Here is a 17,548-nt window from a genome sequence, read left to right as displayed (position 1 = left end):
TTTACGTCCCTTCGAATAATTTTTTCGTGAGACTTATTGGGTGCAAAGCAGTTTTTTTACCTTCTTGTATTTCAGAAGATCGAAAAGCTTTGCCTCGATAAAATCGGTCCGTGCATTGGCATTGGTCTTGTCAAAAAGGTACACACCACACACGCCCGCCGAAATGACACGAGAATGACCTGTCTCTGGATTGGTAGTCGTTTCCACTTCACGAGAATAAACGTCTATGTTTAGATTTTTTCCTGCAATATCCCCATCAAAGTCGAGGAAACACCATGCTTCCTCATCTGGATTGAGGCGAAGCTTCGTGGAAGATCCAGCCAGATTGGCTGAAACCGTTACTTCGCAGTGAGACGATGGAATTCCCTTGAGTTGGATCGCAATCCGGTTGCATGGTTGCGCCACGGTGAAGGTCAGGCGTGCGCCTGTGCCTCGTGTCCAACTGCCGAAATCCTCAAGACGATGCCAGCCCGAACCGTCACGCAGCACTTCTGCGGAAGTGAGATCACTTGAAATCTTTAACTGTCTGTTACGATTGAGCGGATAATAGGCAGCCTCAAGCACGGGAGCGATCTTCTTGGTCTGCTGCGCCCCTTCCTGGACGGCGTGGGCGAATGCCAAGACCTCCTGGGCGATCGTCTCCCAGTGACGAGACTGAAAATTTTCCGCAATGCGTTGTTCCAACGCGGATAGATGGCCCCTGTCCTTGATTAAAGAAAGAAGCTTTTCTTCGAAATCGTGATTTGATCCGGTGCGATAAGTGACAGTCAATCCTTGCCCCGCTTCCGGTAGCGAGGAGTTGTCCGCAGTAACACAGACCTTCCCGTAACCGAGCGATTCCGTGATTGGCAGTCCCCAACCCTCATAATAGCTCGGATAGATCGTAAAAAGGCAGGATGAATAGAGCGCTGCGAGTTCGTCATCGCTGACACTCTCGATATAGACGATATGTTTTTCGGCCTCGATAAATGTGGCGAGTTTCTCCAGGAAAAAATGACTCTCGAAACCGCGTTTGCCAACGATGACCAACTTGGGAATCGGCAGCTTCGGGTTGTTACGAATCAGGTTTTGCCAGGCATCCAGTGCTCCGGCCTGATTCTTGCGCGATTCAACGGTCGAAACAAAGAAAACGAATTTCCCAGGTTCAATTCCCTCTCGCCTGAAAAGGCTGGTGGCCGCAGCGGTTGGCACGGAAACAGTTTTCTTTTCGGCGGCAAGGTGCACGACGCGCACATCAGCGGAGGGAATGCCCGCATTCAGTTCCGTTGCAAGCGCCAGAAAATCCTTTTTGCTTGCTTCCGAGACGGCGAAATATCGGTCCGAATGCTGTACGACGCCCATAAACCAATCAATGAATTCATGCACGAGTGCATGCGCACAAAAACGTGGCGCAACCGCGGGAATCACATCATGAATGAAAGGAATATAATAAATATCGCTCTTCTTTTTTGCCTCACGGATATGCATGAAGTAATTGGGAAGCCACCAGGATGTACCGATATTAATCAGAACAGACCTCAGCGGAAAAGCGTCGATCCTTTCTGCCATCGCTTCCTGTCGTAGCATCGATACCTCCCGACGCCACACCAGATCCCGCGCGTCTGAGCCCATCAAGCTGAGCGTAGATACCTTCACAAAGCGGTCGGGATCGACTAAAAACCACCCATTCTCGTCCTCGAGGAATTGACAGAGCGCTATTTTCTCGCCCTCGCTTCCCGAGAGAAGCGACTGGATAATACTGATCTGAACCCGCTGGATCCCTGTAGGAGTCCGATTGTCGGGAAAATAACCAAGAAGATCAGAGACATCGAACCAAATTTTTCTTTGAAATTTCTTCACGTCACTACCCACGATATCGTTTTCCACTCAATTCGAGTTTCAGGAAGATGTTGGAGATGTCAGCGCCGAAGTAAATCTGCATCATAACCTTCTCTCGTCCCTGCCACCGCCAATCCTGATCTCGAAACCTGTCTTTTTGCTTCCTCCATTATCACGAATAAAAGATGGCACGTCCATGTCACTCCTGATTTTTTCACGTCCCCGAATCCCGCCATTGCAGACTACGGCCTTGAAAAAAAGAACAGTCTGATAGGCTCCCCGCCTCGAAAGAGACACGAATTTCTCAGAAAGATTTAAGAGGCAACCGATGCGACGCGCATTTCCTGCGCCTCGACAGCAATGACCATCAGGGCCGCTGGGCTTCGGCATGCACGCGATGGACGCGCCTCTCGCTGGTCGCCCTCGTTCACCACCCGACATTTCCAAACGGGCTCTGATAATCTTTAAATCTCATATTCGGATATGACCCTTGACCCGTCTCACGCTTCGAGCCCGAATATGGCAGGACTTCTCTGCACCTAACGATCGGCCAGATAGATAGCTATTTGCGCATATGAGGCCGCAATATTTGCCACACTCAAGCAAGATAGACCTTTGAAAATCGGCATTCACACGATTTTATGCCTGTTCAAGGCAATCTCTTTTGATTAGGAGATCAAACAATTATGTCTAATCGGAGCACGTAACCGCAAATGAAACCGTCTGATTATACACCTAATGCGGCAATAAACAATCGAACAGTCGTCCCGGTTATCCTGTCCGGTGGATCGGGCAGCCGCCTTTGGCCGGTATCGCGCGGAAGTTTTCCGAAACAGTTTTGGCCTTTACTTTCAGATAAAACGCTATTGCAGGAAACAGCTCTTCGTGGCGAGCAGCCTGGATTTGGGCGCCCGGTCATCGTGTGCAATGCGGATCATCGTTTCATTATCGCTGAACAGTTACGTGAAGTGGGCATCACCGATGCCCGCATTGTGCTGGAGCCGATGGGGCGAAATTCCGCGCCTGCGATCGCCGCTGCTGCGCTTTTGATCGCGGAGGAAAACCCAGAGGCAGTCATGTGGGTCATGGCGGCGGATGCCGCGATCAAGGACCAATCGGCCTTGAATGCCGCACTCGCCGTGGCAGTCGATGCTGCCCGTCAGGATTATATCGTTACCTTCGGCATGAAGCCAACAAAGCCGGAAACCGGCTACGGCTATATCGAGCGCGGCAGTGAACTCGCCGAGGTGCCCGGCGCCTATCGTGCCGCGAAGTTCATGGAAAAGCCGGACCGAGAGCAGGCGGCGGAATTAATCCGCGACGAACATTATCTGTGGAATTCCGGCATGTTCGTAGCCCGTGCCAGCACCCTGCTCAAAGAAATCGAGGCGTTCGAGCCACTGGTTTATTCCTCGGTCAGGAATGCAGTCTCGGAGCGGACAACCGATTCGGACTTCGTGCGTCTTTCCGTGGAGCATTTCGCCCAATCTCCCGACATTTCAATTGACTATGCCGTTGCCGAACGCACCAAAAAAGCAGCGGTCGTGCCTGGGGATTTCGGCTGGTCGGATATCGGTAGTTGGGATGCCCTGTGGGAACTGACCCCGAAAGACGCGGACGGCAACGCAACCTCGGGAGATGTTTTTCTCGATGGCGCAAAGAATTGCTATGTCCGGTCAGACGGCATCGTCGCGACAGTCACGGGCGTCGAAGATCTGATCGTCGTGGTGACGAAGGACGCCGTTATGGTGTCGCATCGCGACCGGGCGCAGGACGTGAAGAAGATGGTCGCCCGCCTCACGGCAGCCGGGCGTCCCGAGGCACTGAGCCATAATCGGGTTTATCGGCCCTGGGGCTTCTATGAAAGCCTGATCCAGGGTGATCGCTTCCAGGTCAAGCGCATCTCGGTCGATCCCGGCCAGAAGCTTTCGCTCCAGAAGCACTTCCACCGTGCCGAGCATTGGGTTGTGGTCGCCGGCACCGCTATGGTTACCCGCGATGCCGACCTGATCATGGTGCGCGAGAATGAAAGCGTCTATCTGCCGCTCGGTGCCGTCCATCGCCTGGAAAATCCCGGCCGGATTCCGTTGACGCTGATCGAGGTCCAGTCCGGCCCCTATCTGGGTGAAGACGATATCGTGCGCATCGAAGACGTCTACGCCCGGGCATAACGTCGTCTGAATGGATGCGGGCCTGTTGGCACGGATGCCGCCAATAGGTCCGCTCCACAGATGGGTCGAACTCTCGCCTCACACCAACGTTGCCATGAACATACATGGCGCAAGCCGTAAGCGACGCCTATTTCGAGAGAAATACGCCCAAGGATGGCTGCGTAGATGCAAGGGTCGGGGGCGCACCACCACTCGCCGCCAATATCTGGTCAATAAGACACTGGGTGAGATCTGCGCGTAGGCTTTTATGTGAGCCTTCTCGAGTTCCCCCGTTCGCGTCCATCGACTCACCCCGTTCCGGGCATACTGCTTCGGTACCAATGCGCCACGCCACCTGAAGTCTGGCCGAAAACGTGGGCTGCTAAGCGAGAGTGCCGCGCAGCGGTAAGGCCATTCGAAGCACGAAGCGGAAGCGGCCTTGATGGGGCTGGGTGCATCGGATCGCCGGCAAGCCGCGTTTTCCGGTCAGCCCCACAAGTCGGAGACCATCGACGTCGCACCGCTGGCAACTTGCCCGTCCATATTCGCGTCACATCCGACATGAAGTCTCTTCCACCGGGCAGAGACGTCAACAGCGTCAATTTTCAAGAGGAACAACGGATAGGTACATTTCCCGTAACCGTTCTTCGTATTTTTTCATATCGAAACATGCGGCCTGCCTTGGTCCCCGTTCTCTCAGGCTGGCGCGCAGTACATCGTTGCTGTCGAGTTCCTCGATCCCCGCGCAGATAGAAGACGGGTCATATGCATCGACAAACAAGGCCGCTTCTCCAGCGACTTCGGGCAATGCCCCTTCGCGCGAGGTCATCACCGGCGTTCCCCAGGACAGAGCTTCCAGCACGGGCAGCCCAAAACCTTCAGAGAGCGACGGAAAAAGAACCGCGCGTGCTCCACGGATCAATGCGCCGAGAAGCGGCGCAGGCAGATATTCCAGTTTCTGAATACGTCCTGCTGCGATCCCGCGCTCCAAAAAGCGAAGCTCGTCATCCGCCTTCCAACTCATGGCCCCGACAATGACGAGTTTGCGCTCTGTCCGTGCCATAAGGAATGCTTCGATCAGACGGCCGATATTTTTCTTCGGCTCCAGAGAGCCAAAAAACAAAAAGAACTCCCCCGGCTGCAATCCGAACAATTCCCTGATTTCTCGATTAATACCCTCTTCACGCGAAGCATCAATCGACGTATTCGGCTCGAATGACTGATATGTATTATGCAGTCGACTTTCCACCTCTGGAAAAAACGACAAAATTTCCTTTCTGGACGCCTCAGACACAGTGCAAATCGCATCTGCACTCTGCACGATCTTGCTGATCAATTCGAAATGGAATTTTTTGTTGTCGAGCGTCGTCTGGGGCAGTCTCAGTGGCACAAGGTCGTGAATAGTATAGATATTTCGCGCGCCTTTGATCCGGATCGGCAGAGGATAGGTCCAGTGCATGATCGCCGGAGGTTGGGGAACGGAGATCGTCATGAAACGACCCGTCGAGCGAAAGTGCCGACCAGCAACGTCATAGAGATTCTGCACATTCAACACCCGGTCGAACGCCGGCAACCTTTGAGCAAATCCACGCGCCTCGACCCGACCACTCATGGGTACCTCGACCGCTTTAGGCGCCCCCGTAACCTTATCGGCTACGAAATTCCGTACCCAACGCGGGATGATGGATTTGGAAGCCTTCTTCGTCGCGGTCTGACCCAGAATATCGAAGAACATGACTTCGCGCAGATCAGCTGACATGTGAGGCGAAATGTCCATGCCATAGACGACATCCACGGTACACCCCATCGCCTTGAGGCAATGCGTCAGTGTCCGCGCATAGGTTGCAATGCCCGTTCCACGCGGGAGCGCCAGATTGAACCCATCCACACCGACATGAAGAGGAAAATCTCGAGCCAACATTGCCTCACAAAAAAGAAGTCTCACGAATTAAACAGTTGAATCTACAAAAAATCGTCTGCTGTCAAAAACAGTGGGGCGGCCCCACGTTTCTCAGCAAATCGTCACGCACAGACAATCTCTCTCGCCGCGCCATAGATATGGTAGAGTGAACTGGCCGGCATATGGTCCACCATCGGGACCAGCCCCTCATCAAGACGATCAATCCATCCACCAGCAAGTTGCGCAGGCGCATAGCGCGCAAAAAAAAGCTCACTGATGGAAGACAGCAGCGCCTCTCCTCCCTCCCCTGCCTCCTTGCGGCGCCGACAGAGCAGGCGCAGAAGTTCGGTCTGTGGCCAGATGCGCGTTGAATGCGCGGACACCACGCCGTCCTCCGTCATGGCGTCATAGACAAGGCCCGTATCTGGCGCGCACCCTTCTGTGCTTCCGAAGGCAAACAACCGTTCGGCCATTGCATGCAGATGGTCCTCCGCCTGCGTGTCAGGTGCCAGCCTGCGATATTCGCCCAGTAACCATGCCCATTCGAACAGATGCCCTGGCTCGACGCGATTACGTCCCGCTGGCTCAAGCGGGACCCAGGCTGCATCGAATTCCTCAAGCACCGCGCCTGAACGGGGATCCATGAACCGACAAGATGCCAGGGTCACCAGACGCTCCGCCTGATCAAGATAAAAACCCTCATCTGTTGCCTCGAACAAGGCCAGACAGGCTTCCAGCAGGTGCATGTGCGGATTCTGGCGACGTACGGCATTTGTCGAGGGCACACAGTCGCGGAAACCCTCATCCAAGGCAAATAATTGCCAGATTTCCTCCGCCGTTTCACGGGCAATCCGCCGATAGCGCGGGGCACCGGTCAGGCGGTAGGCCCAGGCATAGGCGAACAGGATGAAGGCATGGGCGTAAAGATCACGCACGCCGCTGGCTGGCGTGCCATCCGGCGCCAGCGAGAAGACCCAGCCCGTCCCACCATCAGCGTGTCGGTAAAGTCGCTCGACGGTATCCAGGCAAAGCAATGCATGATCAAGCGCCGGGGCCGAATGATCGTACAGCCCGTCCAACCCTGCCCGGCAGTAGACCGCGACCTGCCGCGCCTGCACCATCAACCTGAGTTGAGGCAATGGAGCAGCCGTGCCACTCCATGTCAGCCGCTCATGATAAAGCCGTCGCCGAGGGTCGAATCCGCGCTCGCTCCATAAGGGCAAGGCCTGGGTCACCAGCCATTCATGCCACCTTGCCACGAGTGCATACGGCAACGGTGCATCATTCTCTGCCCGCCTGCTCATGGAGCGCACCTCGATCTTCCCGCCCCGGGCGTTTTCCGGCGTCCCAAAACGAGATTCGTGAGCACGATCATCTTTCCGCAGGAATTTAACGGAACCCTTTATTACAAGCGGGCAGTCGACGCCATGGACGATCACATCGCAACCCACGGTCGCGGCGTTCACGACACCTTCACACGCCGCAGACGATCGCACGGGGTTCGGGCCAGGGCAGACCCAGGAATGGCCCCGGCATGACGAAGGCGATCCAGGGGCGCCGATCGCCCCCACACTCTGTGGTTAGATGGCATCACCTAATCACATGAAGACGGTCTCAAAACAGAAAAACAGATGGCCCTCTCCGCGAGGGCCAGACCCGCATGCGCCAAAAAGCCTTTCCGACGCTACACAAGCAGACAATCAGGAGGCGCGCAGCCCCCCTTCCGGATCGAGACGATACCCACCGCCCTCGGTCACCAGCAGCGACGCATTCGTCGGATCGGGTTCGATTTTCTGCCGCAGCCGGTAGATGTGCGTTTCCAGCGTATGGGTGGTGACTGCCGCGTTATAACCCCACACCTCGTTCAGTAGAACCTGACGAGGCACCGGGCGCGTACCGGCACGATAGAGGAACTTCAGGATCGCCGCTTCCTTCTCCGTCAGGCGGATGCGGCGGTTGCGGGCAGGCTCCTGCAACAGCTTGGCCGAGGGACGGAAGACATAAGGCCCGATCGAGAAAACAGCATCCTCGCTGTTTTCGAAGATGCGCATCTGAGCACGCAGGCGGGCCAGTAGCTCGGCGATGCGGAACGGCTTGGCGACATAGTCGTTCGCGCCGGCATCAAGCCCGCGCACCACGTCCGTCTCTTCGTCGGAACCGGTCAGGATGATGATCGGTATCCGCTTTCCCTGCCGCCGCAGCTCGGCACAGAAATCGCGACCGTCGCCGTCGGGCAGAGACACATCCAGAATGATGGCATCGAATCGGGCGCCGGGTGCGTTCAGCTTTTCCCAGGCATCGGCCACCGATTCGGCCTCGATCGCCTGGAATTCTCCCTCCAGCTGCAATTGTTCGACGAGCATATGACGTAACGTCTGATCGTCATCCACTATCAGAATGGGACGCGCACCTGCCATCGAACCCTCTTTATTTTGACCAAACCCCATTCACGCGGGGCCTGCATCCTTATCCTATATCATTCCCGGGATGGAAACGGCAGCATCCGGGTCAGCCGACATGACACCATACTCACCATTCCGGTCACGTCGCCATATCCAGACCACAGGCCCGACAGTTTAGAACCGATTCAGAGCAAAAAGCGATCCAGGTTGGAGCGATTCATGATACGCACGTTACTAAAAACGAATACAGGGCACGGTGCACGTCTGCATTGCATGGGCGAGGAAATTCCGGCCGTCATCGGTGCGGCCGGCGTCCGCGTCCACAAGCAGGAAGGCGATCATGCCACTCCGGTCGGCCTGCTGACGCTACGGCGGATTCTCTATCGCGCGGACCGGGTCTCCGCACCCGCCAGTTCTCTTCCCATCGAACCGCTGGCACCCAATGACGGCTGGTGCGACGACCCCACCCATGCGGATTATAACCGTCCTGTGACACTGCCACACCCCGCCCGCCATGAGCGCATGTGGCGTGAAGACGACGTTTACAATATCGTGATCGTCCTGGGTTACAACGATTCGCCGCCGGTCCCCGACCGTGGATCGGCGATCTTCCTGCACCTGCAATCGCCTGACCGGAAACCGACCGAAGGCTGCATCGCCCTGACCGAGGCCGATTTGCGCCGCCTGCTGGCGGCCGGCCTCTCGGAAATCGAGGTCCTTCCGCCCGCCTGAAGGTATCTCGCCGCGGGCATGTCACTTATGAATCGGGTTGAAAATGCGGGCTGGCGAGCGATCACCGCCCGCACGCATTCCCGACCGCATTCCTATGCCTGCCCGGTCTGTTCCGGCGGTGCAGGCGGCTCCATGACCACGCCGATGTCTCCGGCCATCGGTTCCACCGGCGTTGCGTCCTCGGCCGAACAGACCAGGATCGCGCTCCCCTTGCGTATGGTCATGATCATCAGGCGGTTCCCGTCAGCCGAACCCGACGGCGCGGCGGGTGCGCTGCCCGAGGGTGCCGAAACGGGAGGCATGGCGCGAAAACGCCATCCGCGTTCGAACAAGGTTTCAAACAGAGTGAAATTCCACGCCGGCTCCCCCATGACCCGCCCGCGCGAATCGCGGCTCAACCCGCGATAGAGATCCAACCGGGCCACCCCGGGACTGACCTGAAACACGCGCTGGCGCCCGAAATCGGGGGCCAGCCGGGCGCAGACCAGTCCGTTATAGATCGCATCCGGCGTGGCGGCGATCAGATAGTCGGCCGGGCGTTCCTCCAGGCTCTCCATCCCTTCGTCGGACAGCAACTCGGCCCGCAGGGTCGGAATGCCCGCCCGCGCCGCCGCCGCCAGCGCGCCGGCGTAGGTATCCACCAGCACAACCGGGCAGCCCAGACGATGCACCGCCCCCGCCAGGTCGGTGGACCAGGCACTCGCGCCCACGATCGCCAGCGTGGGATCGTCCGACAGGGTCAGACGCAGGGCACGGGCAATCGGGCGCAGGGAAAAACCATGCAGGATCATGGTCGTTGCGATCAGGGCGAACACACCGGGCATCACCAGGTCCGCGCTGGGATAACCGGCATCGCGCAGTTGCAGGCCGGCGGCTCCCGCCACGGCGGCGGCGACGATACCGCGCGGCGCGATCCACCCGACGAACAGCCGTTCCTGCCACGTCAGACCCGAACGCATGGTGGACAGCAGGATGCCGACCGGCCGCACCACGAACAATACCGTCAGGGTCATGGCCACGATCGGCAGCGACAGGCGGGCCAGCACCTCGCGATGCAGGTCGGCCGTCAGCATGACGAACAGGCAGGACACGACCAGCACGCCCAGCGATTCCTTGATGCGCCGCAATTCGCTCATGCCCAGCACATGCAGGTTCGCCAGCGCCATGCCGAAGACGGTAGCCGCCATCAGCCCCGCACCTTCCATGAAGAAGTTGCAGATGGCGAACACGCTCATCGCCAGGGTCAGGATGATGGGAATCCGCAGAATTTCCGGGATCAGGTCACGCCGGGACATAAACCGCACCAGCACCGCCGGAAAGACGCCGCAACACAGCCCCATCATGGTGGCGAACAGCAGGTGCGGTATGATTTCCGCAACGAACATTCCGGAATGCCGGTTGCCCTGAATCATCAGGAACTCCAGCACAAACGTCGCCAGAATGGCCCCGACCGGGTCGTTCAGGATCGCCTCCCACCGCAGGAAGGCCGCCACGCGGGGGCGCAGCTTGGTATGGCGCAGCAGCGGCAGGACCACGGTAGGCCCGGTGACCACGATGATGGCGCCGAACAGCCAGGACGCGCCCCAATGGAGATGCCCGACAAAATGGGCCGCCAGACTCCCCAGGACCAGATTGATTGGCAGCGCCACCACCGTCAGGCGAAGCACCCCCTCGCCCGCGGCGCGCCACTGGCGGAAATCCAGCCCCAGCCCGCCCTCGAACACGATGAAGGCAACGGCCAGGGAGACCATCGGATGGAAATAGCGCCCGATCGTCTCCGACGGATGCAGCAGGTTCAGTCCGGGACCATAGATCAGCCCCAGAGTGAACAGCAGGACGATAGCAGGCAGGCGAAACCGCCACGCAATCCACTGGGCACCAATACCACCGCCCAGAACGCACAAGATCCCGATGGCCAGATTTTCCTGCATACACCTATCCCGGACTATTGGTTCGAAGAACCGCAGGGTACCAGAATATGTCGTGCTGCGTGAGCAGGATAGAACGCCGCATGGACGCGGCGCCGAAATTCAGGCGACCCGTTCCAGAATGGCCGCGAAAAAGCCGTCCGTGCCGTGGCGCAGGGGCGACAGCGCGATCATCCCGTCCTGCGCCAGATCGGGGGGCAGGCCACAGCCGGGTTCGGGTCCGGCACGCCGAAACTGCGGCGACGACGCCAGAAACGACGCGATCCGGTCCTGATTTTCCTCGCGCAGTACCGAACAGGTGGCGTAGATCAGCCTCCCGCCCGGCCGGACCAGCGTGGCGGCGGTCGAGAGGATCTCGGCCTGCTTGGCCGTCAGTTCTTCCAGATCCCGTTCCGTCAGGCGCAGCCGCGCGTCCGGATTACGGCGCCAGGTGCCGGTTCCGGTGCAGGGCGCATCGACCAGCACCCGATCGAAACTGCCGGCCCGCCGCCGTGCCCAGCGATCGCCCGGCACCAGCAGATGCCGTTCCGCATTATGTACCCCTGCCCGGCGCAACCGGCGCACCGCCCCCTCCAGCCTGGGCTCGGAGACATCGCACGCCACGATGTGGCCGCGATTCTCCATGGTCATGGCCATGCCCAGCGTCTTGCCGGCGGCACCCGCGCAGTAATCCAGCACGCGCATGCCCGGCCGCGCATCGACCGCCGCCACGACGATCTGACTTCCTTCGTCCTGAATTTCCACCAGACCCGCCTTGAAGGCCGCCGTCGCCGTTACCGGCTGCCGCCCCGGTACGCGCAACCCCCATGGAGAGAGGGTCGTTTCCTCGGCGTGGATACCCCCTTCCGCCAGCAGGCGCGCCGCTTCCTGGCGCGTCGTCTTCAGCAGATTGACCCTCAGATCCAGCGTTGCCTCGCCCGCCAGGGCGGAAACCTCGGCCTCCAGCGCGGTACCGAAGGTTTCCGCCAGCCGGGGCAGCAGCCAGTCCGGCACTTCCAGCCGGACCGCCTGCGGCATTGCGGGATCGGCCAGCGCCTGGCCGCGCAGTCGCGCCGCCAGTTCCTGCTCGCCCGCTGTCAGCGGCGCGGGTCCGTACCGGTCGCCCGCAAACAGAACCCCCGGCGCCTCACCCGGCCGGGGCAGCAATTGCATCGCGGCGATCAGGCGCGTGCGGGGCGTGGCCGGCACGCCCGCCTGCTCCAACCACCAGCCGAGATGGCGCCAGTGCCGCAGCACGGTCCAGACCCGCTCGGACACCGCGCGGCGGTCCCCACCGCCGATATAGCGGCGCTCGCGAAAGAAGGCGTTGGCAACGGCGTCGGCGGGACGACGCGGCGTCGCCTCCATCTCCGACAGCAGATCAATGGCGGCAGCAAGCCGCGCGCTGGGCGTCATAATCGTCCTGTCAGTCGGAGATGGCGATCAGGGTTGGGTCAGTCGCGCCGATAATTCGGCGCCTCGCGCGTGATCGCCACGTCATGGACATGGCTCTCGCGCAGGCCCGCCCCCGTAATCCGGCGGAAGCGCGCGCGCACCTGAAGATCGGCGACCGTTGCCGAGCCGGTATAGCCCATGCCGGCCCGCAGCCCGCCGACGAGCTGATGCACCACGGCATCCATCCCGCCCTTGAAGGCCACGCGCCCTTCGATCCCCTCGGGGACCATCTTGTGGGTTTCCTTGATTTCCTGCTGGAAATAGCGGTCGGCCGAGCCGCGCGCCATGGCGCCGAGGCTGCCCATGCCGCGATAGGATTTATACGACCGCCCTTCATACAGGAACACCTCACCCGGCGCTTCGGCGGTGCCGGCCAGCAGCGAGCCGACCATCACCACATCGGCACCGGCGCCGATCGCCTTGACGATATCGCCCGAGGTGCGGATGCCGCCATCGGCAATCACCGGAATATCGCGTTCATGGCACGCCACCGCCGTCTCCATCACCGCGGTAAACTGCGGCACGCCCACGCCGGCCACGACGCGGGTGGTGCAGATCGACCCCGGACCGATACCGACCTTCACGCAATCGGCGCCCGCCTCGATCAGGGCGATGGCCGCCTCGGGCGTCGCGACATTGCCGGCGACCACCTGGATACGGTCGTCAAACGCCTTGACCCGCGCCACGGCCTCCATCACGCCGGCCGAATGACCATGCGCGGTGTCGACCACGACGACATCCACGCCAGCCTCGATCAGCGCACGGGCGCGGTTGAAACCATCCTCGCCCACGCCGGTCGCGGCCGCGCAGCGCAGGCGCCCCATCTCGTCCTTGTTGGCCAGCGGATAGAGCACCGCCTTTTCCATGTCCTTGACGGTGATCAGCCCGATGCAGCGATTCTCGTCATCGACCACCAGCAGTTTCTCGATCCGGCGGCGGTGCAGAAGCTGGCGCGCCTCGTCCCGGCCCACATCGGCGCGAACGGTCACGAGATTGTCGCGCGTCATCAGTGCATCGACCCGCTGGTTCGGATCGGTGGCGAAGCGCACGTCGCGATTGGTCAGCACGCCCACCAGCCGCTTGGTCTCACGCTCGATCACCGGCAGGCCACTGATGCCATGACGGGTCATGATGGCGTTGACATCCGCCAGGGTCTGGTCCGGCCACACGGTCACCGGATTGACGACCATGCCCGATTCGTAGCGCTTCACACGCCGCACATGCTCGGCCTGTTCGTCGATCGTGAGATTCTTGTGGATTACGCCCATGCCGCCCTGCTGGGCCATGGCGATGGCCATCGCATCCTCGGTCACCGTATCCATCGCCGCGGAGATCAGCGGAATGTTCAGGCCGATCCGGCGCGTCAGCCGGCTGCCGGTGGATGTCTGTCCCGGCAGCACCCGCGATTCCGCGGGAACAACCAGAACATCGTCGAATGCCAGGGCCTCGCGAATGCGCTCTTCGACACGAGACACGGAAAGCGGATGGCTGGGGGAAGACATCGTGCTGGAACCTCATCTACCGTTGCAGGGGTCCCAGAGCCTCGGGTACCCGACCGTTGGCGCTTCCACATAAGATGCGAATCGGATCGTGGCAAGAAAAAGGAGAGCAGAAGCGGCATGACAGCGAACAGAACCGTCTATCTGGCCGGCGATCTGGTCTTCCGCCCCGGCGCGGTCGCCATTTTCGACCGGTTGCGCGCGCTATGCCGGGAGGCTGGGCTGGAGGGCCTCGCCCCTTTTGACGGCCAGGCCGGCATCGAATCGCTACCGCCGGGGCTGGACACGATCCTCAAGATCGTAACCGCCGACCGCGCCCTGATGGATCGTTGCGCCGGCGGCATCTTCTGCCTCGACCCCTTCCGCCGGGCCGCGGACATGGACCCAGGGACAGCGGTGGAAATCGGCTACATGATGGCACAGGGCAAGCCCCTCGCCGGCTACACCACCGACGGCCGCCCTTATCCCGAGAAAGTCGCCGCCTACCGAATCGCGGCATGGAACGACACCCTGCGCCCGCGCATCACCCCGGATGCGCCGGTCGGATCGGGGGCGATGGAAGACGCGGACGGCATTCTCGCCCATTCGGATGGCATGGTGCAGAACGGCATGACCGAGGGCTTCATCCGCCTCTCCGGCGGCACGGTCGCCGTGCATGATGATTTCTACCAGGCTTTCGCCATCGCCGCCGCCGATCTGGCGCGTCGCCTGCCCTGACGGCCATGCAGCCGCCCGTTACCGGTGGTTGGCGCAGGCGACCGCCCGCGCCCACACCCCGGCCCGCACCGCCGGCAGATCGGTGGTGCTCAACGGGTGGCCGCGCTGGGTGCGGACCTCCTCCGCCGTGAAAGGCCGCGTGCCAGCCGGCGTGCTGCGGCCACCGAGGTCGAACAGGACGAAATTCATCACCTGCGCCATCAGCGCGTCATCGCGGATCAGCGACATCGAAACGCCGGGCACCGTGAGCAGATACGCCCGTCCCTCCGGTGTGCAGCTCAACGTGCCGATTCGGTCCCGCAGGGTCGGAATATAGGTCTGCCCCGACAGCCCCTCGATCCCGTGGCAACCGCCGCATTTTTCCAGATAGGTGGTACGCACCTGGTCCAGCGCCAGCGCGGCCCGGCCCGACAGCACGGGGCCAACCAGGGCGGCAATCATCAGAGCCGCCCCCGTGAGGCGGGCAAGACGCCCGCGTAGCCCGGAGATCATTTGAACCCGCAGCCTGCCAGACAAGCGTGCCTCGCAGCGAAAAGCCCGGCATGTATTTTCAGGCATCGGAGTCGTGCGGCCCTCATCGCCGCCAACATCGCGGCGCGGGACATGCGCGTCGAATCGTAGCCGACGCGCATGTCCGGTCAGTGTCTTACGGCAGCGGATGCGCCGCGTTGAGGTCTTTCCGCGCCGCCGCAACGGCGGACGAAGACATCGGCGCCGCACGCGCGGCCGCCACATCGGCTGCGGAAACAACCGGCGCGGGCTTGGTGCCGCCCAGCGACGACAGATAGGTCAGAATCGCGGCGACATCGTCATCGGACAGGCTTTTGAAGCTGGGCATGAAACCGACATAGGTCGCACCAGCGGCGTCGATCGAACCGGCCAGACCGTTCATCAGCACTTCGGTCACGTATTTCTTGCCTTCGGGCGTCGAAACGATCTTGTCGATCCGATTCGCAAGCGGCGGAAACTGGCCCGGCGCACCGACTCCGCCCCCCTGGTGGCAGATGCCGCAATTGGCACCGTACAGCGCCTGGCCATCCGGCGCGGCGAAAGCCGGGCTCGCGGCGCCCAGAAACAGGGCCAGGGTAAGAATCTTCTTCATTCGGCAGTTCCCACAATTACGGCAGTCGAACAATTATAAAGCAACGAACCGGTACCGAAACACCAGATGATGTCGTTATTGGCCTGCGGACGATAAGTCGGCAGATCACCATCCATGCCCAGGCAGTTCTGTTCGTTGCAGGCATCCTGCCCGCAGCAATCGCGATAGGCGATCAGGTACGAGCGGCGGTCCTGCGGGTTGAAACACGTCCCGATCCACGAGGTCGGCGACGGATGCGTTCCCGGTGGGCAGCTATGAACCCCGCCGCCGCAGGTGGTGCACAAATTGCCGTCGATGGCGCAATAGCGCCAGTAATCGCACTTCGTGTCGTCCTTCACCTGCGCCTTCGCCGCGAAGGGCGACGGCGCGGCGGGAGCCGCCGCGCGGGCATCGCGCCGCCAGACCGGCAGCAGAGGAAAAGCCGGAATCGCGGCGGCCCACCCACCCAGCCGGGCAAGCGCGCTCCGGCGGGAGGACCGGCCGGCGAGATAGCGGGCAAGCCGTTCGGCCATCGTGTCGAGGCCGTTCCGCGCCACGCCGACGGCCCCCCTGTTTTCAGGATTGGGCATATCGTTTCTCCGTCACGCGGGGCCTCATTCTCCGGGGGCAGCCGTAAAGATCAGCGCATCGCCCAATGCCCCGATCTTGCGCACGGGCTTGCCATCGGCACCGTCCAGCACCACCAGATCGCCGGCCTCGTCCGTCAGCATGATGCGCGACTGCGCATCCTGGGTCACGCCGACCATCATGCTGTGGGCTGCCAGCGGGATACGCCGCACCAGCCGGTGCGTCTTCAGATCCAGCTCCCACAATTCGGACCCGGCTTCCTTGTGCGTCCAGAAAGTCCCCTTGTGCATCAGCACGAACAGATGCGAATCGCGCGCCCGCAGCGCCGCGAGCTGCCATCCGCCCGGCCGCCACGTCACCTCGAACGGGGCACGGGCATCCGATGCCGCCTTCAGGCCGGCGGCTTCCTGGATCGACCAGGGTTTGGCCACGCTGGATTGCGTACCCAGAGTCGTCTCGTAGATCAGGCCACTGTAGGAAATGAACCAGACATGGCCATTGGCCCCGACCTCCGGACTATGTTCGAAGACCGGATCGCGATCGGGCACGAAAAACGGCGGAGTCCGCGTCAGGGTCGGCTTGCCCTTCGCGTCCATCTGCACGTTCGCCAGAGACCCATCACCGCAGATCGACGAAAATCCGGTATTGCCCCATGGATAAACCAGCCCGCACCCCGGCACGTCCACCGTCCGCACGACCGATTTCAGGGCGGTGTCATAGACATGGACCGCATTGGTCGGGCTGGAATCGTAGACATAGACATAATGTCCATCCGCACCGATCGCCATGTCCGGCTTCTTCGGCGTGATCAGCGCGCGCCCCGGCAGATCGATATCCGCGACCATCTCCAGCGTACGCGGATCATAGGCCGCCAGCATGTCGTGACGCTTGCCGCGATTGCCACGTTCCCACGTCGTCTCGGCAACATAGAACGCCTTGCCCGCCGGGTCGGCCACCATGTTGGCATTATAGGCCGCCTGCACCATTCCCAGCAGCCGGCCGGTATCGAGGTCCACGACATAGACCCGCCCGTCCTTGCTGTGGCGATAGACTCCATCCTCGACCAGGACCCGATGCGGGCCGCCGGGCGGCAGGGTGACGACGTCACTCTCCTCCGTCTGCAGGATCGGTTCGGCGGCATGCGCCGGCGTAAACGTCGAGACCGCCGTCAAAACGGTGGCGGCCAGCAGGGAGCGCGCAATCCGCCGCGCAACGCGACACCGCCGCTCAGCCAACATGCGACCGTCGGACCCACGAAGGAAATATCATCTTCATCCCGCCAACCCTGTTGTTCGCCAC

The 17,548-nt window shown here is 61.0% G+C and carries 14 protein-coding genes; 3 read left to right on the top strand and 11 right to left on the bottom strand.

Annotation, left to right across the window (positions count from 1 at the left end):
- Nucleotides 1-33: 33 nt before the first annotated feature.
- Nucleotides 34-1,866, bottom strand: coding sequence for a glycosyltransferase (locus tag HLH25_RS05050; RefSeq protein WP_182973036.1), 1,833 nt, complete (start codon nucleotides 1,864-1,866; stop codon nucleotides 34-36).
- Between the two features lie 665 nt (nucleotides 1,867-2,531).
- Between HLH25_RS05050 and HLH25_RS05045 the strand changes: the two genes are divergently transcribed.
- Nucleotides 2,532-3,989, top strand: coding sequence for a mannose-1-phosphate guanylyltransferase/mannose-6-phosphate isomerase (locus HLH25_RS05045; protein WP_182973035.1), 1,458 nt, complete (start codon nucleotides 2,532-2,534; stop codon nucleotides 3,987-3,989).
- A 577-nt stretch (nucleotides 3,990-4,566) separates the two neighbouring features.
- On the opposite strand, the gene HLH25_RS05040 is transcribed toward HLH25_RS05045, so the two are convergent.
- The 3 genes from HLH25_RS05040 to HLH25_RS05030 all read right to left on the bottom strand — a co-directional run bounded on the left by HLH25_RS05040 (nucleotide 4,567) and on the right by HLH25_RS05030 (nucleotide 8,285).
- Entirely contained in the window at nucleotides 4,567-5,889 is a 1,323-nt protein-coding gene (locus tag HLH25_RS05040; protein ID WP_182973095.1) for a glycosyltransferase family 4 protein, read from the bottom strand.
- 101 nt (nucleotides 5,890-5,990) lie between these two features.
- Nucleotides 5,991-7,334 carry an AGE family epimerase/isomerase gene (locus HLH25_RS05035; protein ID WP_310889044.1) on the bottom strand — a complete coding sequence of 448 codons (1,344 nt, stop codon included), beginning with the start codon at nucleotides 7,332-7,334 and terminating at the stop codon, nucleotides 5,991-5,993.
- 234 nt (nucleotides 7,335-7,568) lie between these two features.
- Nucleotides 7,569-8,285, bottom strand: a complete 717-nt coding sequence (locus HLH25_RS05030; RefSeq protein ID WP_182973034.1) for a response regulator transcription factor — start codon at nucleotides 8,283-8,285, stop codon at nucleotides 7,569-7,571.
- A 258-nt stretch (nucleotides 8,286-8,543) separates the two neighbouring features.
- Here HLH25_RS05030 and HLH25_RS05025 point away from each other — a divergent pair, with 258 nt between their 5' ends.
- Nucleotides 8,544-9,002 (top strand): L,D-transpeptidase family protein, encoded by a 459-nt coding sequence (locus HLH25_RS05025; RefSeq protein ID WP_182973033.1) that lies wholly within the window; start codon nucleotides 8,544-8,546, stop codon nucleotides 9,000-9,002.
- A 92-nt stretch (nucleotides 9,003-9,094) separates the two neighbouring features.
- Here HLH25_RS05025 and HLH25_RS05020 read toward each other — a convergent pair whose 3' ends face one another.
- The 3 genes from HLH25_RS05020 to guaB form a co-directional block, all read right to left on the bottom strand.
- The gene (locus tag HLH25_RS05020; RefSeq protein WP_182973032.1) at nucleotides 9,095-10,933 is read right to left on the bottom strand and encodes a cation:proton antiporter; all 1,839 of its coding nucleotides are present in this window, start codon (nucleotides 10,931-10,933) and stop codon (nucleotides 9,095-9,097) included.
- Nucleotides 10,934-11,032: 99 nt separating this feature from the next.
- Nucleotides 11,033-12,325 (bottom strand): RsmB/NOP family class I SAM-dependent RNA methyltransferase, encoded by a 1,293-nt coding sequence (locus HLH25_RS05015; protein WP_182973031.1) that lies wholly within the window; start codon nucleotides 12,323-12,325, stop codon nucleotides 11,033-11,035.
- A gap of 38 nt (nucleotides 12,326-12,363) precedes the next feature.
- Nucleotides 12,364-13,866, bottom strand: coding sequence for an IMP dehydrogenase (gene guaB / locus HLH25_RS05010; RefSeq protein WP_182973030.1), 1,503 nt, complete (start codon nucleotides 13,864-13,866; stop codon nucleotides 12,364-12,366).
- Between the two features lie 117 nt (nucleotides 13,867-13,983).
- Here guaB and HLH25_RS05005 point away from each other — a divergent pair, with 117 nt between their 5' ends.
- Nucleotides 13,984-14,580 (top strand): nucleoside 2-deoxyribosyltransferase, encoded by a 597-nt coding sequence (locus tag HLH25_RS05005; protein ID WP_182973029.1) that lies wholly within the window; start codon nucleotides 13,984-13,986, stop codon nucleotides 14,578-14,580.
- Nucleotides 14,581-14,598: 18 nt separating this feature from the next.
- On the opposite strand, the gene HLH25_RS05000 is transcribed toward HLH25_RS05005, so the two are convergent.
- The 4 genes from HLH25_RS05000 to HLH25_RS04985 form a co-directional block, all read right to left on the bottom strand.
- Nucleotides 14,599-15,021 carry a cystathionine beta-lyase gene (locus HLH25_RS05000; protein ID WP_246401367.1) on the bottom strand — a complete coding sequence of 141 codons (423 nt, stop codon included), beginning with the start codon at nucleotides 15,019-15,021 and terminating at the stop codon, nucleotides 14,599-14,601.
- A 205-nt stretch (nucleotides 15,022-15,226) separates the two neighbouring features.
- Nucleotides 15,227-15,682, bottom strand: coding sequence for a c-type cytochrome (locus HLH25_RS04995; RefSeq protein WP_182973027.1), 456 nt, complete (start codon nucleotides 15,680-15,682; stop codon nucleotides 15,227-15,229).
- Nucleotides 15,679-16,251, bottom strand: a complete 573-nt coding sequence (locus HLH25_RS04990) for a methylamine dehydrogenase light chain (RefSeq protein ID WP_182973026.1) — start codon at nucleotides 16,249-16,251, stop codon at nucleotides 15,679-15,681. The genes HLH25_RS04995 and HLH25_RS04990 overlap by 4 nt, the downstream gene beginning before the upstream one ends.
- A 24-nt stretch (nucleotides 16,252-16,275) precedes the next feature.
- Nucleotides 16,276-17,487: an amine dehydrogenase large subunit gene (locus tag HLH25_RS04985; RefSeq protein WP_182973025.1), complete on the bottom strand. Its 1,212-nt coding sequence runs from the start codon at nucleotides 17,485-17,487 to the stop codon at nucleotides 16,276-16,278.
- Between the last annotated feature and the right edge of the window lie 61 nt (nucleotides 17,488-17,548).

The organism is Gluconacetobacter dulcium, from assembly GCF_014174165.1.
Taxonomy (GTDB): domain Bacteria; phylum Pseudomonadota; class Alphaproteobacteria; order Acetobacterales; family Acetobacteraceae; genus Gluconacetobacter; species Gluconacetobacter dulcium.
This window is presented reverse-complemented; position numbering and strand designations above follow the sequence as displayed.

Excerpts from the sequence above, each read along its gene's own strand:
- guaB (WP_182973030.1), bottom strand. The coding sequence starts at position 13,866 with ATGTCTTCCCCCAGCCATCCGCTTTCCGTGTCTCGTGTCGAAGAGCGC.
- HLH25_RS04990 (WP_182973026.1), bottom strand. The coding sequence starts at position 16,251 with ATGCCCAATCCTGAAAACAGGGGGGCCGTCGGCGTGGCGCGGAACGGC.
- HLH25_RS05020 (WP_182973032.1), bottom strand. The coding sequence starts at position 10,933 with ATGCAGGAAAATCTGGCCATCGGGATCTTGTGCGTTCTGGGCGGTGGT.
- HLH25_RS05045 (WP_182973035.1), top strand. The coding sequence starts at position 2,532 with ATGAAACCGTCTGATTATACACCTAATGCGGCAATAAACAATCGAACA.
- HLH25_RS05005 (WP_182973029.1), top strand. The coding sequence starts at position 13,984 with ATGACAGCGAACAGAACCGTCTATCTGGCCGGCGATCTGGTCTTCCGC.
- HLH25_RS05015 (WP_182973031.1), bottom strand. The coding sequence starts at position 12,325 with ATGACGCCCAGCGCGCGGCTTGCTGCCGCCATTGATCTGCTGTCGGAG.
- HLH25_RS04985 (WP_182973025.1), bottom strand. The coding sequence starts at position 17,487 with ATGTTGGCTGAGCGGCGGTGTCGCGTTGCGCGGCGGATTGCGCGCTCC.
- HLH25_RS04995 (WP_182973027.1), bottom strand. The coding sequence starts at position 15,682 with ATGAAGAAGATTCTTACCCTGGCCCTGTTTCTGGGCGCCGCGAGCCCG.
- HLH25_RS05025 (WP_182973033.1), top strand. The coding sequence starts at position 8,544 with ATGGGCGAGGAAATTCCGGCCGTCATCGGTGCGGCCGGCGTCCGCGTC.
- HLH25_RS05000 (WP_246401367.1), bottom strand. The coding sequence starts at position 15,021 with ATGATTGCCGCCCTGGTTGGCCCCGTGCTGTCGGGCCGGGCCGCGCTG.
- HLH25_RS05030 (WP_182973034.1), bottom strand. The coding sequence starts at position 8,285 with ATGGCAGGTGCGCGTCCCATTCTGATAGTGGATGACGATCAGACGTTA.
- HLH25_RS05040 (WP_182973095.1), bottom strand. The coding sequence starts at position 5,889 with ATGTTGGCTCGAGATTTTCCTCTTCATGTCGGTGTGGATGGGTTCAAT.